The sequence below is a fragment of the Phaeobacter piscinae genome (assembly GCF_002407245.1).
Taxonomy (GTDB): Bacteria; Pseudomonadota; Alphaproteobacteria; order Rhodobacterales; family Rhodobacteraceae; genus Phaeobacter; species Phaeobacter piscinae.
This window is the reverse complement of sequence record NZ_CP010681.1, coordinates 1,325,649-1,348,522: the sequence shown is the minus strand read 5'-3', so window position 1 is coordinate 1,348,522 and position 22,874 is coordinate 1,325,649. Positions and strand designations below refer to the sequence as shown.

The window sequence follows — 22,874 nt, the reverse complement described above, 5'->3', positions numbered from 1 at the left end:
ATCAGGGGAGCGGGTTTTCCGCCCCCTCTAGCAGGGCTTCGGTGTCCTGACTGAAGATATTGATCCAGCCGCCATCCTGACGCTGCCAAATCGAACTGACATACATCGCAGCGCCTTCAGCCTCCCCCTCTGCCTGCCCCGGACGGGTGTAGCTGGCGCGGTACGCCAGCAGCGCTGTCTCGGGGCCAAGCGGCAAAACGCGCGCATCCTCGATGCTGAACTCTGCCACCGTCGGCCCCTGGGCAAGCTGATCGGTATGATCGTCCCGCCCGGCAAAGCCGCTTGGATAGACGCCGAGAAACTGCGGATGCAATGCGGCCCGGTCAGCGGCGATATCGCCCTGTTGCAATGCGGTCCAGACAGCGGTTTCAGCTGCCAGCAACTCTTGCAACAGCATCTCCGACTGAGAGGTGTTTTCAGTTTGCATCGTTCCTCACATAGCGCCCAGATGGTCCTGACATGAAAAAGGCGGGCCTGATGCCCGCCTTTTCAGTCTTTTGCGATCAGCTGCCAACCGACCACCAGCCGCGCCGTTTCGGCTTCGGCGGGCTTGCCGGTTCGGCATCAGCGGTGGCCAGCTCCGGCTCCGGGGCTGTCTCTACCTCTTCCGTCGAGGCCTCTGCGGTCTGTGGCTCGTCAGCCTCTGGCGCTGTTTCCTCAGCGGCAGGGGTGTCCTGATCTGCGACAACATCCTCAGCGGTGGCCTCATCCGCCACGATCTGGCTCGGTGCGGCCTCCTCAGCTACGGCGGCGGTCTCTGCTTCGGCGGCGGCGGCGGGCACCTCTGCGGCGGCGTCACCGTTCAGCGCTGCGGGTTCCGCAGCAGCCTCAGCGGGCGTCTCAGCGCTCTCAACAACCGGAGCCTCGGCAGGTTTGCTGTCCTCTGCCTTTGCGTCCTCAACCACCTCTTTGACCTCAGCCACAGGCTCTGCCTTGGCGTCCGTCTCCACCGGGACGTCGGACTCAGCTGTGACTGTCTCGTCAGTCTTCTTCTTGCGGCTGCGCGAGCGGGTCCGGGTGCGGGTGCGCTTCTTCACCTCACCGTCACCCTCGCCCTCTTTGGCATCGGTGCTCTCTGCTGGCTCAGCCTTGGCGTCGGCCTCGTCCGCAGCGGCGTCATCCGACGCCGTCTGGTCGTCCGCGTTTGCATCAGCCTGAGCGGCGTTGTTGCTGTCATCACCGTCCCCACCGGAGGATTTCCGGCGACGCCGACGGCGACGCTTGCGCTTGGGTTTATTGTCGCCCTCGCCCTCATCACCTGCGGTCTGTACCTCTGCGACGTCGGCGTCATTGGTTTCAGCCTCGGCCTCATCCGCCTCGTCATGCGCCTCATCCGCATCAACCTGATCCATGATCGAGGTATCGACGGACACCACAGGCGCTGCGGCAACAGGCACCACGCGGGACGCGGTCTTGAACTTCTCAAGCGAGAAATCCGGGCTGACCAGATGCGGGTCCCCTTCGATCCGCACGGACAGACCGTAGCGGGTTTCGATCTGGGCGATATGCTCGCGCTTCTGGTTCATCAGATAGTTGGCAATGCTGACCGGGCAGCGCACCAGCACCTCGCGGGAGCGACGGCGGGTGCCTTCCTCCTCGATCTGGCGCAGGATCGACAATGCCAGCGAGTCATCCGAGCGGATCAGGCCGGTACCATGGCAATGCGGGCAAGGCGCGGTTGTCGCCTCGATCATGCCGGGACGCAGACGCTGACGCGACATTTCCATCAGGCCAAAGCCAGAGATCCGGCCCACCTGAATACGGGCACGGTCGGTCTTCAGCTTGTCCTTCATGCGCTTTTCGACGGCGGCGTTGTTCTTGCGCTCGTCCATGTCGATGAAGTCGATGACAATAAGACCGGCAAGGTCGCGCAAACGCAGCTGGCGGGCCACTTCTTCGGCGGCCTCCAGGTTGGTCTTCAGCGCGGTCTCCTCGATCGAGCCTTCCTTGGTGGCGCGGCCGGAGTTCACGTCGATGGCCACCAGTGCCTCGGTGACGCCAATCACGATATAGCCACCGGATTTCAGCTGCACCGTCGGATTGAACATCGCGCCGAGGTAGCTTTCGACCTGGAAGCGCGCGAACAGCGGCAGCTGGTCCTGATAGTTTTTCACGTTCTTGGCGTGGGACGGCATGATCATCTTCATGAAGTCCTTGGCGATGCGGTAGCCGCGTTCGCCCTCAACCAGAACCTCGTCAATCTCGCGGCTGTAAAGATCGCGGATCGAGCGTTTGATCAGATCGCCTTCTTCGTAGATCTTCGCGGGCGCGATGGATTTCAGCGTCAGCTCGCGGATCTGTTCCCACAGGCGCTGCAGATATTCATAGTCGCGCTTGATCTCGGATTTGGTGCGTTTGGCGCCCGCGGTGCGGACAATAAGCCCGGCGCCGGTCGGCACGTCGAGTTCAACGGCGATGTCCTTCAGCTTTTTGCGGTCGGCGGCATTGGTGATCTTGCGGGAGATGCCACCACCGCGCGCGGTGTTGGGCATCAGCACGCAGTAACGGCCAGCCAGCGACAGATAGGTGGTGAGGGCAGCGCCCTTGTTGCCGCGTTCCTCTTTCACGACCTGAACGAGCAGGACCTGACGAACCTTGATCACTTCCTGAATTTTGTAGCGACGCGGACGCGGTTTGCGTACCGGGCGAATATCTTCGCTGTCATCCTCATCGGCGACGGATTCGATATTCTCATCCTTCGCCGTCGCATCTGCACCAGCGTCCTTATCGGCACTGTCATCAGACTCCGCGTCCTCTGCGGCGTCATCCGCCTCAGGTGTCGCCGTATCTGCCGCGCCCTCGGCCTCACCGGTCTCAGCGGATGCGTCCTGCGCCTCAGGTGTGCCTGAGACCTCTTTGACGGCCTCTTCCACAACCGGCTCAGCGACGGTCGCGTCATCGGCGGCAGCGGCCTCCGTTTGAGCGGCCTCAGGAACCTCCGCCAGCTTGGTCTCGGCGGCTGCGACCTCATCGGTCAGGTCAATGGTTTCCATACCCGCGATATCAGCGCCGTTTTCAGCGGTTTCGGGGCTGACGTCCTTGGTCTCGACCACGTCCGCGGATTTCACCTCCGCAGCTTTGGTCCGGCCACGACGCGACCGCGACTGCCGCTTGGCAGGTTTGGCATCCTCTTCGTCATCACGCGCGCGCTGTGCCTCTGCATAGGCGCGCTCTTCTTCCATCAGCGCCTCACGGTCGGCGACCGGGATCTGATAGTAGTCGGGGTGAATTTCCGAAAACGCGAGGAAGCCATGGCGGTTGCCGCCATAGTCCACAAAAGCCGCCTGCAGCGACGGTTCGACGCGGGTTACTTTTGCGAGGTAGATATTGCCAGCAAGCTGGCGTTTGTTTTCGGATTCAAAGTCAAATTCCTCAACCTTGTTTCCGTCGACCACCACGACGCGGGTCTCTTCCGCGTGGGTGGCATCAATAAGCATCTTCTTTGCCATGTGTCCTTGGTGCACCTGCCGCGCACGCGCGCATCTGGCCCGTTGCCGGGCGGACGTGAACGATCGGGGTGGTGTCTTGTCTGGGCGATGTCTTGTGGCGCGCGATTGGCCCATGCAGTACAGCGGTTAGCCCCGGAACATCTGTCCGGCCCTCCTGCCTGTCTGCTGTTCTCTCTCGCGCGCGTCATCGCGTTTCTTCTCCGACAGGTGGGAATACCCGCGCCCTGCCCTGATTATATCCCTGCTGAGAAACCTCAGTCAGGTGCTAAACTGCCCCGGAATACTGCGGGGCCAATCGGTCTGCCTTTGCTTTCTCGGATCTTGCCGGACAAAAACAAAGGCAGCGAATCTCATCAAGAGGGGCAGGATCACGAGGGTCCCATCCTCATTTGGACAGCATAAGACCTGTGGATAGGTAATGACAATGGTCATTCGTCACAGCCGCAATCTAAATACTATCTACTTGGTTCTTAGGCGAAAATTGGTGAATAATTCGTTAGCAAACAGCAAGGGCCGCACTCCGGAGGATGCGGCCCTGCCTGTGAATGCGTGTGGATCAGCGCTCAGGACAGATAGTCGGAGCGTTGCAGGCCGTATTTGGCCATTTTTTCATTCAGCGTCCGGCGCGGCAGGCACAATTCGTCCATGACACTGGCGATGGAGCCTTTGTGGCGGCGCATGGTGTTGTCGATCAGCATCCGCTCGAAGGCTTCGACATATTCCTTCAGTGGTTTGCCCTCGGTGGTCATCACCGGTTGCATATCCTCATGATCGGACATCAGGAGCGAGGCAATGGTGCCAGAGCCGCGACGCGACTGCAGCACGGCCCGTTCGGCGATATTGATCAACTGGCGTACATTGCCCGGCCAGGGCGCCTGCAACAGCTGGGCCGCCTCCTGCGCGCTGACTTGGGGCGCGTCACAGCCATATTCTTCGGAGAACTGCTCGCTAAGACGGGTGAACAGGGTCAGGATATCCTCGCCGCGCTGGCGCAGCGGTGGCACCGTGATACGCAGCGCCGCCAACCGGTAAAACAGATCCGGGCGCAGCGCGTCCTCGCAAGTCTTGCCTGCCTCCTGCAGGTTCGAAATCGCTACGATGCGGGTCTCGCCAGGGATGCCCTGCTCATTGATCACGCTCAGCAGCTTGGCCTGTAGCGTCTCGCTCAGCGCGTCGATATCTTCCAGCACCAGCGTGCCGCCGCGGGCCTCCTCTATGGCGGGCAGCATGCTGTCTTCGGGCAGCATCGGGCCAAACAGGCGCTTGGACAGCGCCTCTTCCTCCAGTGCCGCACAGGAGACCAGCACGAATTTCTTGCCCGCCCGGCTGCCCACCGCATGCAGCGCGTGCGCCACCAATGTCTTGCCGGTGCCAGTCTCGCCGTCGATCAGAACATGGCCGTCGGCCTGCCCCAGATCGAGGATATCTTCGCGCAGGCGCTCCATCACCGGGCTGGAGCCAATGAGTTTCTTCATGATGGTGCTGCCATCAGACAGCTCGCGGCGCAGCACCCGGTTGTCCAACGTCAGGCGGCGCGCGCCCGTGGCCCGTTTGGCCAGCTCTGACATGCGATCCGGGTTGAAGGGTTTTTCGAGAAAGTCGAAGGCCCCGACCCGCATCGCCTCAACCGCCATCGGCACATCGCCGTGACCGGTGATCATGATCACCGGTAGCGCAGAGTCGCTGCCCATCAGTTTCTTGAGGAACTGCATCCCGTCCATGCCGGGCATTTTGATATCCGAGATGACAATGCCGGGATAATCCGGCCCCAGCACTTTCAGCGCATCTTCGGCGCTGGCAAAGGTCTCGGTGTCATAGCCAGACAGCGCCAGCCATTGGCTGATCGACTGTCGCATATCCTGTTCATCATCGACGATCGCGATTTTCATGGCCTGTGCCATTCGCGTGCCCTCCATCCAGTGATACCGCGCTATTCTGCGGCCTCGATGCCGTCCACAAGGATCGGCAATTGCATTTCAAATACGGCGCCACCGTTCTGTCCGTTGCGGGCAGTCAGCCGACCGCCTAGGTCGTTCACGATACCGGAGGAGATGGCAAGCCCCAACCCAACCCCGTCCCCCGGCTGCTTGGTGGTGTAGAAGGGCTCAAACAGGCTGCCGAAATCCTTGATCCCCATCCCGTTGTCGCGCACCGACAGGGTCGCGGTCTCGCCTGCAGCAAGCAGGATTTCGACCTCAGGATCTGCAACTGACTTTGTAGCATCTAGTGCGTTTCGCAGCAGGTTCACCATAACCTGTTCAATGCGCATCCGATCCCCCATTACATAGACCGGTTGTTCGGGCAGGATGCGGGCGATTTTGACATGCCGCTGACGCAGCTGTGGCTCCATCATCGACAGGGATGAGGCGAGCGCATCGCCCATATTTACCGGGCTAAACGCGTCACCGCCCTTGCGCGCGTAGGATTTCAGCTGGCGGGTGATGGCGCCCATCCGTTCAATCAGGTCATCGATCCGGCCAAAGGAGGCAAGCGCCTCCTCCGGGCGGTTGCGATTGAGCAGCAGACGCGCGCCGGCAAGATAGGTTTTCATCGCCGCCAGCGGCTGGTTCAACTCGTGGCTGACGGCGGCTGACATCTCGCCAAGGGCGGCCAGTTTCGAGCTCTGCGCGAGGCTCTGTTCGGCGACCGCAAGCGTCTCCTGCATGCGTTCCCGTTCGGCAATTTCCCGCTGCAAGCGCGCGTTCAATACGCGAAGCTCTGCCGACTCCCGCTGGAACAGGGCCATGCGCAGCGCGGTGCGGCGGCTCAGCGCATAGAAGGCCAGCGCCAGCAGAATGGCGAATCCCATGATTTCCAACGCCAATACCGTGTTCACCCGCTCTCGGATCGACGCATAGGTGGTGAAGGACGTAAGTCGCCAGCCCTGAAACGGGATCCGCGACTCCAGCCGCATCACCGCCTCACCCTGCAGGTAGGCATCCGCTGGCAGGGCGGTCCAGTCGGTAGTGGCGCGGATTGCCCGCTGGATTGCACCCTCCGGCGTCTGCAGCTGCAGCGCGTCTTCTTCCGACAGGCCGCGCCAGCGCGACTCCGTCGCCAGCAGGATGGTGCCAGTGCTGTCGCTGACCATCACCGCATCGGAAATGCCCGCCCAAGCGCGTTCGAATTTCTGCAGATCGACCTCCACCACAATCACCCCAAGGATGCCGGAGGTGTCCACAATGCGGCGCGAATAGGTGAAGCGATAGCTGCCGACTTCGGTGCGGATGGCGGAGAATACCGTGGTTTTGGACCGCAGGGCGTCGACGAAATAGGCCGCATTGCGGTGGGTTTCCCCCAGCCGGTTACGATCCGTTGCCGCAACAGTGCGCCCATCCTGCGCCATCAGCATTATGGAGGCGGCGCCGATTTCCTCAACAAAGGAGATCAACCGCTGGGTGGAGAGCGAGAAGTCGTTGGACTGCAGCGCAGAAATCAGCGCCTGATCCCGCGCCAGCAGCTGTGGCACGATGGCATGACGCCCCAGCTCACTCACCAGGTTGCCAGAATAGAGCGCCAGACGCAGCTCAGCGCGGTTGCGGGTGCTTTCGGTAAAGCGGTCGGTCAGGGCACGGTTGGTGACCCAAACGGTCACTGCGGCCACCGCCATCAACACCAGCAACGCAAGACGCACCCGCCACGATGTCGTGCGGGAGCGCGGTTTTTCAGAAGATGTTGTTGCGTCACGCGCGGCAGTCATAGGCAAAACCTAACGCAAGCCACCGCGGCTTCACAAGTCACGCCGCAGTGACAAGCCCGGCCAATGCGCGGAACACTGCCGCCCCATCGGTGCCGCCATGACCCGCATCTGCCGCCCGTTCGGGGTGTGGCATCATGCCCAAAACCCGACGATTTTCCGACAGAATGCCTGCGATATCCGCAACCGACCCGTTGGGGTTGTCGACATAGCGGAACGCGACGCGATCCTGATCCTGCAGCGCTGCCACGGTCTCGGCATCAGCGTAGTAGTTGCCGTCGTGATGCGCGATCGGAACACCGATCACATCGCCCGCCGTATAAGCTTCGGTAAAGACGCTATCGGCGGTGGCCACTTGCAGATCCACGGTGCGGCAGATGTATTTAAGACCGGCGTTGCGCAGCAGCGCCCCCGGCAGAACACCGGTTTCGGTCAAGATCTGAAAGCCGTTGCACACACCGATGGCATAGCCGCCACGGTTGGCATGATCGACAACCGCCTGACAGATCGGTGACTGTGCTGCAATGGCCCCGCAGCGCAGGTAATCGCCATAGGAAAACCCACCCGGCACGCCAACGATATCGATGCCCTCAGGCAACGCGCTGTCCTTGTGCCAGACCATGGAAACCTCACAGCCCGCTTGCTCAAACGCCACCGCCAGATCGCGGTCGCAGTTGGAGCCGGGGAAGACTACAACAGCCGCCTTCATCCCTGCATCTCGATGCTGTAGGATTCGATGACAGTGTTGGCCAGCAGCTTCTCGCACATCGCGGTGACATCGGCCTCGGTGGCGTCATCGGCCAGATCGAGGTCGATCACCTTGCCCTGACGCACGCCGTCCACCTTGTCAAAGCCCATGGCGCCAAGCGCGTGGCGCACAGCCTCGCCCTGCGGATCCAGAACCCCGTTTTTCAGCATTACATGCACGCGTGCCTTCATCGCATTTTCCCTCAGGTTTCGATGGCAAAGCCCGGATTAGGGGCCTCTTCGTTAGATAGTCAAAATCCCGCCCCTTTTGTCAGGACGGGATCTGTGGATCGGATCAGTTCACCAGCGTCGGCTTGCCGCCCGCGGGCGGGTTGTTCGGCATCACGCCCAGACGCCGCGCCACCTCGGTGTAGGCGTCGGTCAGGTTGCCAAGGTCGCGGCGGAACACATCCTTGTCGAGTTTTTGACCGGTTTTCAGATCCCAAAGGCGGCAGCTGTCTGGGCTGATCTCATCTGCAACCACCAGACGCTGGAAATCGCCGTCATAGATGCGGCCGATTTCGATCTTGAAGTCCACCAGCTTGATCCCAACCGCCAGCATCACGCCGGACAGGAAATCATTGACCCGCAGTGCGAGACTCAGGATATCGTCCATGTCCTGCTGGCTGGCCCAGCCAAAGGCCGCGATATGCTCTTCGGTGACCAGCGGATCACCGAGGCCATCATCCTTGTAGCAGTATTCCACGATCGGGCGCGGCAGTTGGGTGCCCTCATCAATGCCAAGGCGTTTAGAGATCGACCCGGCAGCATAATTGCGCACAATCACTTCCAGCGGAATGATTTCACAGCTGCGGACCAGCTGCTCGCGCATGTTGAGCCGTTTCAGGAAATGGGTCGGCACGCCGATCTGGCCCAGACCTTGCATGAAAAACTCGCTCAGCAGGTTGTTGAGCACACCCTTGCCTTCGATCACGTCGCGCTTTTCAGCATTGAAAGCGGTGGCGTCGTCCTTGAAGTACTGAACGATGGTGCCCGGTTCGGGCCCTTCATAAAGTGTCTTCGCCTTGCCTTCGTAGATCTTCTTGCGACGTGCCATGCGGAGCCTTTCGGGAAAAAAGCGGGAATCTCATGCCCGGGAACTGCCGCCCTCATAAGGCAAGGGGGGCGCTGCCGCAAGCTTGGTCCCTGCCCGCCGCCCCTTGGCTGGGTCGGCGCCTGTGCTAAGCTGGAAATGCCAAGGTAAAACCAAGGTCAGTGCCCAAGCCGTGTCCAAGGTCGGGCCGATACGCAGCGAATGTCTGTTTCGCGCGGATCCCGACCGCAGCCAAAGCGGTCACAGCGACCAGCCAGCGAACCCGCGCTTGGCACTTGTGGGGGCGGCTTTGCACCCACATATCATATTGAGAAATAACCATTGTCACACCAAAGGAGGCCCCATGACCACATTCGACGACCGCGAACAGGCGTTTGAGGCAAAATATGCCCATGATGAGGAAATGCAATTTAAGGCGCAGGCGCGCTGTAACAAGCTGCTGGGGCTTTGGGCGGCAGGCCTGATGGGAAAAACCGGTGCCGATGCCGAGGCTTATGCGCTGGAGGTCATCAAGTCCGATTTCGAGGAAGCCGGGTTCGAAGATGTGCTGCGCAAGGTCAGCAGCGATCTGCAAGGGCGTGCCAGCGCGGAGGACGTGCGGGAGCAGCGAGCCGCCTTGCTGCCAGAAGCCAAGGCGCAGGTCCTGAACGACAACAGCTGAGTTACGACTGATTTTGCGGCCTCTTCACGGGACGGCTGCTGAGACGTTGCGGCCATTAACCCTGTGACAATGCCTCCAGCGTAGGATCCGCAGACGGCGACACGCTGTTTGCAACAAGGATCCGAATGCTCAGACGCCTGACCAATGCCGCCCGCGCACTGACGCGGACCGCCGTGCGCGGCGCACGTCTGTTGCTGCCAGTTGCGGCGATGATCGGCTGTCTGATGCTGTTGCAGGCCCATGTTGCATTGCCTGATCTGCCACAGCTGCGCAGTATTCTGGGCGACCTAGCTGGCTGGCAATGGGCTGGTGCCCTGCTTGCCACGGGGATCAGTTTTTGGGCGCTGGGGCGCTATGACAGTGTCGCGCATCGCCATCTTGGAACCGGGCTGGACGGGCCTCAGGCGCGCCGCGCTGGCATGATCGCCATCGCAATTTCCCAGACCCTGGGATTTGGACTGGTCACCGGTGCCTTTGCACGCTGGCGCATGCTGAAGGGACTGCGCCCGCTGCGTGCGGCGCAGCTCACCGGTATGGTTGCGATTACGTTTCTCATTGCCCTGGCCGGGATCTGTGGCGCAGCCTTGCTGCTGAGCCCGCCGCCTGTCTCCAGCCTTTGGCTGGGCTTTACCATCCTTCTGGCGACATGTGCGATGATCGCCGCCATGGTGGCTGTGCCGGTGGTGCGTATCGGTCGGATGACCCTGCGCTGGCCCTCGCTGACGGCCATTGCCGCGCTGGGATTCTGGGCGATGATTGATGTGATCGCCGCCGGCAGCGCCCTGTGGCTATTGCTGCCCGCGGGTGTTGACCTGCCGCTTGCGGCGCTGCTGCCTGCCTATTTCCTGGCACTCGGCGTGGCGATACTCTCCTCTGCTCCCGGCGGTGCTGGTGCGTTTGAGCTGGCGCTCTGTGCAATGTTGCCGACACATGCCACGGCGGAAATCATTGCCGCGATCCTTGCCTTTCGGCTGGTTTATTACCTTCTTCCGGCGGTGCTGGCCGGTCTCTGCCTGTGTTGGCCCGCACTGACACTTCTGGCGTCGAACATCGCAGAAACCACCCTGCCCGCGGACGATCCGCAGGCACTGAGTGGCAGTGCCATGCGACCAGCCTCACATCTGCCACCGAACCGGCCCATCGCGGAGGCCGCCGTGATCCGGCAAAACGGTGGACATATCCATGCCTTCGGCCTCAATCAGGTGGCGCTGGTGGACAGTCCGCAGGCTTCAATCGCGCTTTTTGGCGCGGTGAGCGGTCATTTGGCGGAGGTGCTGCCAGGGCTGCGTCAGCATGCCAAGCTCCGCAACGCGGTGGCTTGTCTTTATAAATGCACCGCCCGGGATGCCGCAATATGTCGGCGTGCCCGCTGGCGGGTGCTGCGGATCGCACAGGAGGCGGTGCTACTGCCTGAAAAATTCAGCGAGAGCGGCTCCAGCCGCCGACAGCTGCGCCGCAAACTGCGGCAGGCCGAAAAAGCTGAGGTCCGTGTCCTGCCCGCAGCGCCGGAACTGCCAATTGAACAGATGGCTCAGATTGATGCGGCCTGGCAGGCCGCGCATGGCGGTGCCAACGGCACCACGATGGGCCGGTTTCAGGCGGAATATCTGGCGCAGCAGCAGGTGTTCATCGCCTGGCATCGGGAGCGCATGGTCGGATTTGTCAGCTTCCATGCCATCGCCCATGAATGGTGCCTGGATCTGGTGCGCTTGCTGCCGGACGCCCCGGATGGCACTGGCCATGCTCTGATCCGCGTCGCGATCGCCGAAGCCGCCGAACTTCAGATCCCGCGCCTGTCGCTGGCGGCGGTGCCCGATCATCGCCTCGCCCAACGCCTGGACCCTGGCCTGCGCCGCTTCAAGACATGCTTTGCACCACGGTGGGAGGACCGGTATGTCGCCGCGCCCTCCGTGCTGCATTTGGCCATCGCCTTGGGCGAGCTGTTGCGGCTGGTGCATCACCCGGTACCGTTACCTCGTTGGTCAGAACCAGCCGACGAAGGCACCACCAGCCCCAGCAGCCTATCCGAAACGCTCGCCGATCCGGCAATCGCCACCGAAGAGAGCCTGTGGTGGACATTTGAACGGCGCGCTGCAGCGACACGTAACCGGCGCAGGTCCGCAGCAAATCAGGGCCTGCAAAGCTACGATGACAACGGATCCCAGCACCACAGTGATCCGCCTCATAATGAAGATGAAGAAAATGAAATTGCCCTCACCCGCCGTGCATGACAGACCGGGCTATTACTGATCGCTGATCCGGCCCGCCACAACAGGCAGGTCTCAGCGCAAACAGCGACATCACCCCCACAGGAACATCCCATGACCAATACATTCACCACCCTGCTGGAGACCAAGGACGCCCTGCTTGCAGATGGGGCCACCGGCACTAACCTATTCAACATGGGCCTGCAGTCCGGTGATGCGCCGGAACTTTGGAATGTGGATGAACCAAAGAAAATTACCGCGCTCTACCAGGGGTCGGTTGATGCGGGCAGTGATCTGTTCCTGACCAATACTTTTGGCGGGACGGCTGCGCGGCTGAAACTGCACGATGCCCACCGCCGGGTGCGCGAGTTGAACGTCGCAGGGGCTGAGTTGGGCCGCAATGTCGCGGATCGCTCTGAGCGCAAGATCGCAGTGGCTGGCTCCGTTGGCCCGACCGGTGAAATCATGCAGCCCGTGGGGGAGCTGAGCCACGCGCTGGCGGTCGAGATGTTCCATGAGCAGGCCGAAGCGCTAAAAGAGGGCGGCGTTGATGTTTTGTGGCTAGAGACGATCTCTGCCCCGGAAGAATACCGCGCCGCCGCCGAAGCGTTCAAACTGGCAGATATGCCCTGGTGTGGCACCATGAGTTTTGACACTGCCGGGCGCACCATGATGGGGGTCACCTCTGCCGATATGGCCCAGCTGGTTGAGGAGTTTGACCCCGCGCCCCTGGCCTTTGGCGCCAATTGCGGCACCGGGGCGTCCGACATTCTGCGCACTGTCCTTGGGTTCGCGGCACAGGGGACAACCCGCCCGATCATTTCCAAAGGCAATGCCGGGATCCCGAAATATGTCGATGGCCATATCCACTATGACGGCACGCCAGCCCTGATGGGGGAATATGCAGCCATGGCACGGGATTGCGGCGCCAAGATCATTGGCGGCTGCTGTGGCACCATGCCGGATCACCTGCGCGCCATGCGCGAGGCGCTGGACACCCGGCCCCGTGGCGAACAGCCAACACTGGAGCGGATTGTTGAGGTTCTCGGCCCGTTCACCTCAGACAGTGACGGCACCGGTGAGGACACCGCCCCTGAACGCCGCAGCCGTCGCGGTCGCCGTCGCGGCTGATTGGGCATGCATAACAGGACCGAAGCGATGTGATCGTCGCTTCGGCCATCGTTTCGCGGGATGCCAGTATTGCGTCTTAGAACAGCGCCAGCTGGTCGCCGGCCTGAGCAGGTTTTGCGAAGAGATCACGACGCAAATCAGGTGATTTCTGAAGCAACTCCAGCCGCTTGCACGCTGTCTTGAACCGATTGGCGATAACCTCGGCATAGGGTCCCTCACCGCGCATACGGTGCCCCCAGCGTGGATCGTAATCCCGCCCACCGTGCATTTCGCGCAGCCGGGCCATCACCTTCTCGGCGCGCAGCGGCACATGTTCGGCAAGCCATTCCTGCCACAGCTCCGACACCTCACGTGGCAGTCGCAACATGATCCAGCTGGCGGCATCCGCGCCCGCCTCTGCTCCCGCGGCCAGCAGCGCCTCCAGCTCATGATCTGTCAATCCAGGCACAATGGGCGATGTCATGATCCGCACCGGGACACCCGCATCAGACAGGCGGCGAATGGTAGCAAGCCGTCGCGCGGGCGACGGCGCGCGCGGCTCCATCCGGCGTGACAGATTCGCATCCAGCGTGGTGACTGAGATCCCGACCCGCACCAGCCCCCGCGTCGCCATGGCCGACAGGATATCCAGATCCCGCTCAATCAGGGTGCCCTTGGTGACGATGGCGACCGGGTGCGAGAAAGCCTCCAGCACCTCAAGACAGGCGCGCGTCAGCCCCAGATCCCGTTCGCAAGGCTGATAGGGGTCAGTATTGGTGCCAATGGCGATCGGTGCCACCCGGTAGCGCGGCTGCGACAGCTCACGGCGCAGCACCTCAGCAGCATTGGGGCGCGCGATCAGCCGGGTTTCAAAATCCAGCCCCGGTGACAGACCCAGATAGGCATGGCTGGGCCGGGCGAAACAATAAATGCAGCCATGTTCGCAGCCACGATAGGTATTGATGGAACGATCGAACGGCAGATCAGGCGATTTATTGTAGGCGATCAGTGACCGGGCCACCTCGTGGCGAATGTCGGTTTCTATCCGGGGGAGGCCTACGTCCTCGTGATCCGGTACCGAATCCCGCAGGTCGCCCCAGCCGTCGTCGATGGCATCGCGTGTCATATCAAACCGCCCTGCCGCATTGCTGAGGCTGGCGCGGGCTTTGCGACGTTGTGGCGGGGGCGTCAAAATCTCAGTCATGGCTCATTCTGCCGCAAGCGCAGGAACAAATAAAGAACAAACGCAAGAAACCGAAGATTTCCATGCGAAATCTTCATTATTATTCCGCTATTTTTGCCCCTATAGGTCGGTTCGGACCAAGGCAATGTCGCAAACATTGCAGTCTCGTAGGGGCAATCTGGACCAATACGAATAAAACAAGGCCAAACCGGGGTCACCCCGCCCAGTCAAGGAATACACCCATGTCGGAAGACGCAGATGACATCATCCTGGCAGACCTCAATGACGAGGATCTCGTACAGCAGATGTTCGATGACCTCTATGACGGCCTCAAGGAAGAGATCGAAGAGAGCGTAAACATCCTGCTGGAACGTGGTTGGGCGCCTTACAAGATCCTGACCGAGGCACTGGTGGGCGGCATGACCATCGTGGGTGCGGATTTCCGCGACGGCATCCTGTTTGTCCCTGAGGTCCTGCTGGCGGCCAACGCGATGAAGGGTGGCATGTCCATCCTGAAGCCGCTGCTGGCTGAAACCGGCGCACCGCGCATGGGCTCCATGGTCATCGGCACCGTAAAAGGTGACATCCACGACATCGGCAAGAACCTTGTCTCCATGATGATGGAAGGCGCTGGTTTTGAGGTTGTCGACATTGGCATCAACAACCCCGTGGAGAACTATCTGGAAGCTCTGGAAGAGCATCAGCCGGATATCCTCGGCATGTCAGCGCTGCTGACAACCACGATGCCCTATATGAAGGTCGTGATCGACACGATGGTCGAGCAGGGCAAACGCGATGATTACATCGTTCTGGTTGGCGGCGCGCCGCTGAACGAGGAATTTGGCAAGGCAATCGGTGCCGACGGCTATTGCCGTGACGCCGCTGTTGCGGTGGAAATGGCCAAGGACTTCGTTGCGCGCAAGCACAACCAGATGAGCGCCTGATTTGGCACGCAAAGGACGCGCCGCCCGCCTGACTGAGCGGGCGGCGTTCCAACCGCCCACGGGGCGCACGCTTGAGGAAACGTCCCTCACCGAACGGGGTCTGGCTGCCCCGGAGAAAAAGACCGGCCGTATCCTGTTGATTGCCTGTGGCGCTTTGGCCCGTGAGATCCTGGCGATCAAGGACATCAATGGACTGGATCATATTGATCTGACCTGCCTGCCCGCCAAGCTGCATCTCTACCCTGAACAGATCACCGAAGCGGTTGAAGGTGCCGTGGCCAAACATTCGGCAACCTATGACACCATCCATGTGGTTTATGCGGACTGCGGGACCGGTGGCATCTTGGAGCGCAAATGCGCCGAACTGGGGGTTGAGATGATCGCAGGGCCGCATTGTTATTCGTTTTTTGAAGGCAACGAAACCTTCGCCCGCCATGCGGACGAGGGTGAAATCACCGCCTTCTATCTGACGGATTTCTTGGTGAAACAGTTCGATGCCTTTGTCTGGCGTCCGATGGGGCTGGATAAGCACCCGGAGCTGCGCGACATGGTGTTCGGGAACTACACCAAACTGGTCTACCAGTCCCAGATCGACGACCCTGCCCTGCTGGCCAAGGCACGAGACTGCGCCGACCGAATGGGTCTGGCGTTTGAGCATCGCCACACTGGCTATGGCGATCTGCAGAGCGCCATGATGCGCTGGGGCGGCGGCGCAGGGGACTGATCCCCGCGCGCGACCTGTCATTCATCGAGCTCAGGCGTCTTCCAACGCCTTCAGCGTGCTGAGCGCCTGTGCTTCAAACGCGGCTATCGCTTCCCCATCCAGACGGTGGCCCACACGGTCCACCCAGGATTTGATGATCGCACGGTCGGGCATCAGATGCGGCGCCCATTGGAAGGGTGATGCCAACAGGACATCCGCGACGCTGAGCGATGCGCCGAGCAGAAAATCCCCCTCACTCAGCGCGGTTTCTAGCGCTGCGCAGAGCTCGCTCATCCCACGGTATGCCACGGCAAGGGCCGGATGCTCCAATCCTGAAAACGCGGCCACCAGAACCGGATCCAAAACCCCACCTGAATAGGCCATCCAGCTGAGGTAGGCACCGCGGTGCGGGGCCCCAATCGCAGGGCTCAGCGGTTGGCCGAACAGCTCATCCAGATACATCATGATCGCGGCACTTTATGATCGCGGCACTTTCGCGGATGCCCTGCCCCTCATCGGTGACCAGATATGGCACCTTCCCCTCGGGGTGGGGGTTGCGTGGATCGGCACCGCCGCTGCCATCATGGCGCTGCACGTCGACGATCACGATATCAACATCGTCCAGTTTGCCCATCAGCATCAGCTGGGCAATGACGCGAGAGGAGCGGCTATTGGGAGAGTGATAAAGGGTTGGCATAACAATGACCTTTTTGCTTTTGGAGTTGCTGATGAGGAGGATATGCCGCTACCCTCCTGCCAATTCCTGTCAGGATGTTGCGGGTATAAATCCTCATGCCAAAAACAGATCGTCTTTTCCGCCTGCTCCACCTCATTCGAGGATTGCGCCCGCCTGTGACCGCCGCGCGGCTTGCCACGGCGATGGAGGTTTCAGAGCGGACTATCTACCGCGACATTGACAGTCTGCGTGCTGCCGGTGCGCGGATCGAGGGGGAGGCAGGTCTGGGCTATACAATGATCGAAGACCCGGCCCTGCCACCGCAGACCTTCACCCAGATTGAGCTGGAAGCCCTGACGCTAGGGCTGGCGGATGTGAACCAGCGCGGCGATGCCGATCTGGCGCAGGCCGCCAATGATGCGCTGGTGAAGATCCTCGCCACGCTACCGGAACGTCAGCAAAGGCAGGCCATGCATGCTGTCAATCTGGTCCATCGCTTCTACACGCCTGCCACACCCACCATCGACATGACCCTGCTGCGCGAGGCGATGTGGGCAGAGGAGGCTCTGGACATCGGCTACCGTGACCTGAAGGACTCCCGGACGGAGCGCCGTATATTCCCGCTGGCGCTGTCATACCACGACCGCAGCGTGATGCTGCTGGCCTGGTGCTGTAAACGGGAAGATTTCCGCAGTTTTCATGTCACGCGGATCGACGGGTACCGCAACACCGGCGAGAGTTTTCGCCCGCGCCGCGTGGCCCTGCTGCGCGCCTTCATCAGGCACCTGCATTCCAGAGACCGGGCCGCCGAGGTGGCGTCGGTCTGAGATCACATCAGGTCACGCAGCCGCCGCTGCTGCAGTCTCACGAATGCGTTGTACCATCGCGGTCAACCCGTTGGAGCGCTGCGCAGACAGGTGATCATTGAGGCCCAGCCGCGCCAGCTCTCCCCGCGCGTCCACCGCCAGCACCTCAGCCACAGTCAGACCATTGTAAAGGGCGCGCAGAACCGCGATCAGCCCCCGCACGATCATCGCGTCACTCTCCCCGTCGAAGTGGAAGACGCCATTCTCGATGGTGGGATGTAGCCAGACCTGACTGGCGCAGCCATCCACCTTCGTGGCAGGCACCTTTAGGGCGTCCTCCAGCGGGTCCATCGCCTTGCCCTGCTCGATGACATGGCGGTAGCGATCTTCCCAATCTTCGAGAAACTCGAAATCCTCGACGATCTCTTCAAAGGCGGCACTGGCCATGACGGTTTTTCCTCATTTGGTTTCTGCCCGGCGTCACAGCTGGACCTAAGCCGCAAACAATGGCTTTTCAACTGCTTTTCAAGTGGCTTGCAATCGGGTAACCACATGCGAGGACTTATCGAACGGGTGGACCATCATGCAAAGATCTCTCGCACTCCTTCTGGTGGGGGCCGTGGCGCTGTCTGGCTGCGGGTTTCGCGACTCGCGGGTGAACCCGTTGAACTGGTTTGGCGGCTCCGATGAGGTTGAGGTGGTCGAGACCAGCGGCGAGCCGGTCAACCCGCTGATCCCGGTTCAGAACCGGGTCAGCGTCTTTGCCCGCCCCGATGCGGTCGACGAAACCGTGCTGGTACAGAGCGTCACCGACATGCGAGTCGAGCGTACGCCAACGGGCGCCATTGTCTACGCCACCGGCATTGCCGCACGTCAGGGCGCCTATGGGGTCGAGCTGCGTCTGGATGAGGCCGACCGCGACGCCCGCACCCGTGATGCAACGCTCGATTTCACCTTCCGCGCCATTTACCCTGACACCGGCACCGCCCTCGGCAGTGAGCGGACCCGGACGCTGCGCGCAGCCGTGAGCCTCAGCCAGCAGCAGCTGGCCAGCGTGCGCAGCATTCGCGTTGTTGCCGCCCAAAACGCCCGCGAAAGCCGCCGCTGATCGGCGCCGGACAATGCCGCTGGTAGAATAGAAAAAGGCGCCGGATCTGGCGCCTTTTGTCATTTGTGCAGCATTTATGCAGACCCGCAATCGGTCAGAGCGTGACGACCTTCACGTCCTGCCCCTTTGCCGCCAGGGCGATTTCACCATTGCACAGACGCAGCGCATCGGCGCCGAAGACCTCAAGACGCCAGCCTTTGAGGGCGGGAACATTCCGCTGACCGGCAGCAATCGCGTCCAGATCCGAACTGGGCGCGATCAGTTTCGCAGCGACGCCGGAGGCTTCGGTCTTGGCCTTCAACAGCACCCGCAGCAAATCGGCCAGCGCCGGGTTCACCTGCAGTTTTTCACGGCTGCGATCAGGTTGCGGCTGCGATCCTGCCGGGCACTCCACACCCTTGGCCACGGCCTGAAGGATCCCTTCGGCGATGGCCCCTTTGCGCGCTTCGCGCAGCAGCAGCCGCGAATTTCCAAGATCCGAGGCGTTCTTGGGCTTGGTCGAGGCCAGTTCAACCAGCGCGTCATCCTTGAACACCCGGTTGCGTGGCACATTGTTGGTCTTGGCGTAGGTTTCGCGGAACGCCGCCAATTCGCGCACAACGGCCAGAAACTTGCCGGAGTTGGTGCGGGTTTTCACCCGCCGCCAGGCCTCCTGAGGGTCGACATCATAGGTTGCCGGATCGGTGAGCACCTGCAGTTCTTCCTCGACCCAACGGGCGCGACCGGTGCGTTTCAGCTCAGCGGCAAGATATTCATAGATCTGGCGCAGATGGGTCACATCCGCCAGCGCATAGGTTTTCTGCGCGTCGCTCAGCGGCCTACGGGACCAGTCGGTGAAGCGCGACGTCTTGTCCAACCCCTGTTTGACGATTTTGCGCACCAAGGTTTCATAGCCGACCTGCTCACCAAAGCCGCAGACCATGGCCGCAACCTGTGTGTCAAACAGCGGTTTTGGAAAGACCTGTGCATCAACCCAGAAAATCTCCAGGTCCTGACGCGCGGCGTGAAAGACCTTCACTACGGATTCATTACGAAACAGCTCATACAGCGGCTCCAGCGACAGCCCGTCCGCAAGCGGATCCACCAGCACCGCATTTTCATTCCCGGCGCCGGGATAGGCCAGCTGCACCAGACATAGCTTGGAATAATATGTCCGCTCTCGCAGAAACTCGGTATCCACCGTGACATAATCATGCTGCGCTGCAGCTTCGCAAAAGGCCTGCAGGTCTTCGGTAGAGGTCAGAGTTTTCATCAATTACGGCTTTTTGGTTATCTGAATTGTTGCGCTGTGATACGCGCTTGTCCCACTTATTGCAAACATGTGCGGGCAGTGTCAGAGGAAATCAGCTGCGGCGTGATCCTCAGGGCGCAATGCCGTCGCGAATAATCAACATTTGTGATTTATATTAGATCAAACATTCATTTTGGGAATACTTAAAGCCAGCCTAGGTTGGTGTCATATCTTGATAGGAGACATTGACATGACCATGCTCGATCTCAGCCCGACATTCTGCACGTCCGCCGCAGGACGCGGCGCACCGGCATCCATTCTGGCCGCCGCCGCCCTGATCGTTGTTCTCGGCGTGCCTGCCCTGATGGCCCCCGGAGCACAGGCGCCGCTGACGGAGTGGCATGGCAATAGTGCCAGTTCACGCAGCATCCGTTAGAGACCACAACCTCTGGCCGGTTTCTTTGGGGGGTAGGCAGAAAAGCCGCAGCGACGTCCGAGGCCGCCCTTAGGACAGATAGACCGGAGTCTTATCACCCGCCGCATAGCGGCGCAGCACTGCGGGATAGAGTTTATGCTCCTCCACCAACACCTTAGCTGCGAGCGTCTCGGGTGTATCTGCGGCATCGACGTCGACCCGCGCCTGCCCGAGAATTGGCCCGTCATCAAGCACGGCCGTCACCTCGTGCACGGTGCAGCCATGCTGGCGGTCGCCGGCCTCCAATGCCCGCGCGTGCGTGTTGAGACCGGTATATTTCGGCAGCAATGAGGGGTGGATGTTCAGCATCCGCCCCTGAAACTGCGACACAAACCCATCCGTCAGAACCCGCATGAATCCGGCGAGGCAGACGATATCTGCGCCCGACTCAAGGATCGGCTTGACCAGTTCAGCCTCAAAAGCCGCGCGATCCTTGCCATAGGGTTTGTGGTCCACCACGGCGGTCGGAATGCCTGCGGCGGCGGCCTTTGTCAGGCCACCTGCACTGGCAATGTTAGACAACACCAGACAGGGTCGCGCCGGATGATCGCCCGTCATGCTGTCAACCAGCGACACCATATTGGAACCGCCGCCCGATATCAGGATCGCGACGCGCTTGTGGCTCACAGCAGCTTGCCCGCGTAGCGCATCCCCGCACCCGCAGTCACAGTGCCCAGACGGGAGACTGTTTCGCCTTCCTCTTCCAGCACCTTGACCAGGTCCTCCGCGCGGTCCGCAGAGACGGATAGGATCATGCCGATGCCGCAGTTGAAGGTCTTGAGCATTTCCGCCTCAGCGATACCGCCGGTTTCTGCCATCCATTTGAAGACGGGCGGCAGCTCCCATGCGCTCAGGTCAATATCTGCGCCAAGATCCTCGGGCAGAACCCGCGGCAGGTTCTCGGTCAGTCCGCCGCCAGTGATATGGGCCAGCGCATGCACGCCCCCAGCCCGCACGGCTGCAAGACATTGTTTGACATAAAGACGGGTTGGCGTAAGCAGCGCCTCTCCCAGGGTGCCCGCGCCGAACGGGCAATCTGCGTCCCAACCAAGGCCGGAGACCTCTACCAGTTTGCGCACCAGGGAATAGCCGTTGGAGTGCACGCCATCAGAGGCGAGGCCCAGCAGCACGTCCCCTTCCTGCACATCTGCAGGCAGCGCGGTGCCACGCTCCATGGCGCCCACAGCAAAGCCTGCGAGGTCGAAATCCCCCTTGGGGTACATTCCCGGCATCTCAGCCGTCTCGCCGCCGATGAGGGCGCAGCCAGAGCGCACACAGCCCTCGGCAATGCCTTCGATGATACGGGCGGCGGTTTCGGTTTCCAGTTTGCCAGTGGCGAAATAGTCGAGGAAGAACAGCGGCTCGGCCCCCTGACAGACCAGATCGTTGACGCACATCGCAACCAGATCGATGCCCACGCCGTCCACGACGCCGGTGTCGATGGCAATGCGCAGCTTGGTGCCAACGCCATCGGTGGCCCCCACCAGGATGGGATCGTTGTAGCCTGCGTCCTTCAGATCGAACAGCGCACCGAAGCCTCCAAGGCCACTCATCACACCAGAACGGTTGGTCCGTTTCGCGGCGGGTTTGATGCGGTCCACCAAAGCGTTGCCTGCATCAATATCCACCCCCGCATCCGCGTAGGTCAAACCGTTCTTGCCGCTGGTCATCTCAGTGCTCCTTCAAAGACGTTGCGCAGCCTTTAGCGCAAGGCACGACAGAAAGAAACAAAGGAATCTGCCGCACCCCGGAGACCGGGGTGCGACCGCTGGATCCGGGCGTGTTCAGAGCCCGGAATGCGATGCCTTCAAAGCGAGAACTGCCAGGGGGCCTGATCAAAGCCATAGGCATCGCCATCCCGCTCCACCCGGCCGAGACCGGGAAAATCAAGATGCATGCCGGTGACCAACAGCCCTTCACTGGCAGCACGGTCCAGCATCATGGTGCGGCTCTTCACGGTCTGCTCCGGATCCATGTCAAAGGCCAGTGTCCAGTCGGGGCGGGCAAATTGCAGCGCTGTGCTGTGGATCAGGTCGCCCCAGATCAGCAGCGGAGCCGCGCCGGTCTCAAGCAGGAAACCGCAGTGGCCCGGCGTATGGCCTGGCAGCGGAACCGAGCGCAGCCCGTGCATGACATCTGCCTCGCCCTCGAACATTTTCAGGCGATCCTGATAGGGCGCAACGGCCGCCCGTGCGATATCAAAGAAGCCGCGCGCATCCTGCGGGACCCCCGCATAGACCGCGTCATCATGCCAGAAGTCATACTCGCCCTGCCCCACGACGATCTCAGCATTGGGGAAACGTGCGGTGCCGTCGCCCTTCAGCAGGCCGCCGATGTGATCCGGGTGCAGGTGAGTGACGACAACGCTGGTGATCTCTTCCGGTGTGCGGCCAGCCGCACGCAGGGCGGCATCCAGCCCGCCCAGAAACGGCCCGAAGAGATCGGCGGTGCCTGCATCAATCAGGGTCACGGCCTCCCCCTGCTCCACCAGATAGCCATTCACCGGCAGTGACATCTGATTGTCCTTGATGCGATAGAATGTGCCGTCCAGAACTGCGTCAGCCTCGGCCTGATCAAACCCGTTGATCTGGTCGGTGTTCAGCAGGAAATGCCCGTCTAGCAGCGCGGTCACCCGGGCCGAGCCGATCTGAAAACTGTGATAGGCCACCGGCAGGTCCGGCGTCGCACTTTCAGCCGCGCTGTGGCTCGCGGCGCGCAGCAGCGAAGGACTGGCGAGGGTCGCCACCGGGGCAGCGGCAAGGCCACCAAGAAGATGTCTGCGAGAAAGGGTCATAAGAAACTCCGGTATCTAGGTCAGCAAAT

23 protein-coding genes are annotated in these 22,874 nt (G+C 61.3%); 8 read left to right on the top strand and 15 right to left on the bottom strand.

Annotated elements, in window-relative coordinates; translation table 11 throughout:
- Window position 1: 1 nt before the first annotated feature.
- The 7 genes from phaeop14_RS06315 to purC all read right to left on the bottom strand — a co-directional run bounded on the left by phaeop14_RS06315 (window position 2) and on the right by purC (window position 8,950).
- Window positions 2–427 (bottom strand): nuclear transport factor 2 family protein, encoded by a 426-nt coding sequence (locus tag phaeop14_RS06315; protein ID WP_096789054.1) that lies wholly within the window; start codon window positions 425–427, stop codon window positions 2–4.
- A 76-nt stretch (window positions 428–503) separates the two neighbouring features.
- Window positions 504–3,449, bottom strand: a complete 2,946-nt coding sequence (locus phaeop14_RS06310; protein WP_096789053.1) for an Rne/Rng family ribonuclease — start codon at window positions 3,447–3,449, stop codon at window positions 504–506.
- Between the two features lie 563 nt (window positions 3,450–4,012).
- On the bottom strand, window positions 4,013–5,350 hold the full coding sequence (locus phaeop14_RS06305) for a sigma-54-dependent transcriptional regulator (protein WP_014879832.1): 1,338 nt from the start codon (window positions 5,348–5,350) through the stop codon (window positions 4,013–4,015).
- A gap of 29 nt (window positions 5,351–5,379) precedes the next feature.
- Window positions 5,380–7,149 (bottom strand): ATP-binding protein, encoded by a 1,770-nt coding sequence (locus phaeop14_RS06300; protein WP_014879831.1) that lies wholly within the window; start codon window positions 7,147–7,149, stop codon window positions 5,380–5,382.
- A gap of 37 nt (window positions 7,150–7,186) precedes the next feature.
- On the bottom strand, window positions 7,187–7,855 hold the full coding sequence (gene purQ / locus phaeop14_RS06295; RefSeq protein ID WP_040168807.1) for a phosphoribosylformylglycinamidine synthase subunit PurQ: 669 nt from the start codon (window positions 7,853–7,855) through the stop codon (window positions 7,187–7,189).
- Window positions 7,852–8,085 (bottom strand): phosphoribosylformylglycinamidine synthase subunit PurS, encoded by a 234-nt coding sequence (purS, locus tag phaeop14_RS06290; protein ID WP_014874461.1) that lies wholly within the window; start codon window positions 8,083–8,085, stop codon window positions 7,852–7,854. Before purS ends, purQ begins: the two co-directional genes overlap by 4 nt.
- Before the next feature lie 103 nt (window positions 8,086–8,188).
- Window positions 8,189–8,950: a phosphoribosylaminoimidazolesuccinocarboxamide synthase gene (purC, locus tag phaeop14_RS06285; RefSeq protein WP_040168803.1), complete on the bottom strand. Its 762-nt coding sequence runs from the start codon at window positions 8,948–8,950 to the stop codon at window positions 8,189–8,191.
- Window positions 8,951–9,290: 340 nt separating this feature from the next.
- On the opposite strand from purC, the gene phaeop14_RS06280 reads away from it, so the two are divergent.
- The 3 genes from phaeop14_RS06280 to bmt all read left to right on the top strand — a co-directional run bounded on the left by phaeop14_RS06280 (window position 9,291) and on the right by bmt (window position 12,946).
- Complete coding sequence (locus phaeop14_RS06280) at window positions 9,291–9,608, top strand: DUF1476 domain-containing protein (protein ID WP_040178300.1); 318 nt, start codon at window positions 9,291–9,293, stop codon at window positions 9,606–9,608.
- 125 nt (window positions 9,609–9,733) lie between these two features.
- Window positions 9,734–11,839, top strand: a complete 2,106-nt coding sequence (locus phaeop14_RS06275) for a phosphatidylglycerol lysyltransferase domain-containing protein (protein WP_096789052.1) — start codon at window positions 9,734–9,736, stop codon at window positions 11,837–11,839.
- 90 nt (window positions 11,840–11,929) lie between these two features.
- A complete protein-coding gene (gene bmt / locus phaeop14_RS06270; protein WP_096789051.1) occupies window positions 11,930–12,946 on the top strand; it encodes a betaine--homocysteine S-methyltransferase in 1,017 nt (338 codons plus the stop codon).
- A gap of 76 nt (window positions 12,947–13,022) precedes the next feature.
- On the opposite strand, the gene phaeop14_RS06265 is transcribed toward bmt, so the two are convergent.
- Window positions 13,023–14,129 carry a PA0069 family radical SAM protein gene (locus tag phaeop14_RS06265; RefSeq protein WP_096789050.1) on the bottom strand — a complete coding sequence of 369 codons (1,107 nt, stop codon included), beginning with the start codon at window positions 14,127–14,129 and terminating at the stop codon, window positions 13,023–13,025.
- Between the two features lie 221 nt (window positions 14,130–14,350).
- On the opposite strand from phaeop14_RS06265, the gene phaeop14_RS06260 reads away from it, so the two are divergent.
- Both phaeop14_RS06260 and phaeop14_RS06255 read left to right on the top strand, forming a co-directional pair.
- On the top strand, window positions 14,351–15,052 hold the full coding sequence (locus phaeop14_RS06260) for a corrinoid protein (RefSeq protein ID WP_040168794.1): 702 nt from the start codon (window positions 14,351–14,353) through the stop codon (window positions 15,050–15,052).
- Between the two features lies 1 nt (window position 15,053).
- The gene (locus phaeop14_RS06255) at window positions 15,054–15,776 is read left to right on the top strand and encodes a DUF1638 domain-containing protein (protein WP_040178294.1); all 723 of its coding nucleotides are present in this window, start codon (window positions 15,054–15,056) and stop codon (window positions 15,774–15,776) included.
- A 30-nt stretch (window positions 15,777–15,806) separates the two neighbouring features.
- Here phaeop14_RS06255 and phaeop14_RS20025 read toward each other — a convergent pair whose 3' ends face one another.
- Both phaeop14_RS20025 and phaeop14_RS20020 read right to left on the bottom strand, forming a co-directional pair.
- Window positions 15,807–16,220 (bottom strand): glutathione binding-like protein, encoded by a 414-nt coding sequence (locus phaeop14_RS20025; protein WP_338090137.1) that lies wholly within the window; start codon window positions 16,218–16,220, stop codon window positions 15,807–15,809.
- On the bottom strand, window positions 16,204–16,452 hold the full coding sequence (locus tag phaeop14_RS20020) for a glutathione S-transferase N-terminal domain-containing protein (RefSeq protein ID WP_338090136.1): 249 nt from the start codon (window positions 16,450–16,452) through the stop codon (window positions 16,204–16,206). Before phaeop14_RS20020 ends, phaeop14_RS20025 begins: the two co-directional genes overlap by 17 nt.
- 95 nt (window positions 16,453–16,547) lie before the next feature.
- Here phaeop14_RS20020 and phaeop14_RS06245 point away from each other — a divergent pair, with 95 nt between their 5' ends.
- Entirely contained in the window at window positions 16,548–17,258 is a 711-nt protein-coding gene (locus phaeop14_RS06245; RefSeq protein WP_096789049.1) for a helix-turn-helix transcriptional regulator, read from the top strand.
- 12 nt (window positions 17,259–17,270) lie between these two features.
- Here phaeop14_RS06245 and phaeop14_RS06240 read toward each other — a convergent pair whose 3' ends face one another.
- Window positions 17,271–17,684: a SufE family protein gene (locus phaeop14_RS06240; protein WP_040168783.1), complete on the bottom strand. Its 414-nt coding sequence runs from the start codon at window positions 17,682–17,684 to the stop codon at window positions 17,271–17,273.
- Window positions 17,685–17,820: 136 nt separating this feature from the next.
- Between phaeop14_RS06240 and phaeop14_RS06235 the strand changes: the two genes are divergently transcribed.
- Window positions 17,821–18,345: a hypothetical protein gene (locus tag phaeop14_RS06235; protein ID WP_096789048.1), complete on the top strand. Its 525-nt coding sequence runs from the start codon at window positions 17,821–17,823 to the stop codon at window positions 18,343–18,345.
- 94 nt (window positions 18,346–18,439) lie between these two features.
- On the opposite strand, the gene rnd is transcribed toward phaeop14_RS06235, so the two are convergent.
- Window positions 18,440–19,597 carry a ribonuclease D gene (gene rnd, locus phaeop14_RS06230; protein ID WP_040168780.1) on the bottom strand — a complete coding sequence of 386 codons (1,158 nt, stop codon included), beginning with the start codon at window positions 19,595–19,597 and terminating at the stop codon, window positions 18,440–18,442.
- Window positions 19,598–19,826: 229 nt separating this feature from the next.
- On the opposite strand from rnd, the gene phaeop14_RS06225 reads away from it, so the two are divergent.
- Window positions 19,827–20,012, top strand: a complete 186-nt coding sequence (locus phaeop14_RS06225; RefSeq protein ID WP_096789047.1) for a hypothetical protein — start codon at window positions 19,827–19,829, stop codon at window positions 20,010–20,012.
- A 69-nt stretch (window positions 20,013–20,081) separates the two neighbouring features.
- Here phaeop14_RS06225 and purN read toward each other — a convergent pair whose 3' ends face one another.
- From purN to phaeop14_RS06210, 3 genes are all read right to left on the bottom strand, one after another.
- Window positions 20,082–20,678 carry a phosphoribosylglycinamide formyltransferase gene (gene purN / locus phaeop14_RS06220; protein WP_096789046.1) on the bottom strand — a complete coding sequence of 199 codons (597 nt, stop codon included), beginning with the start codon at window positions 20,676–20,678 and terminating at the stop codon, window positions 20,082–20,084.
- Complete coding sequence (gene purM, locus phaeop14_RS06215; protein WP_096789045.1) at window positions 20,675–21,721, bottom strand: phosphoribosylformylglycinamidine cyclo-ligase; 1,047 nt, start codon at window positions 21,719–21,721, stop codon at window positions 20,675–20,677. The genes purN and purM overlap by 4 nt, the downstream gene beginning before the upstream one ends.
- Window positions 21,722–21,858: 137 nt before the next feature.
- Window positions 21,859–22,845, bottom strand: coding sequence for an MBL fold metallo-hydrolase (locus phaeop14_RS06210; protein ID WP_096789044.1), 987 nt, complete (start codon window positions 22,843–22,845; stop codon window positions 21,859–21,861).
- Window positions 22,846–22,874: the final 29 nt, after the last annotated feature.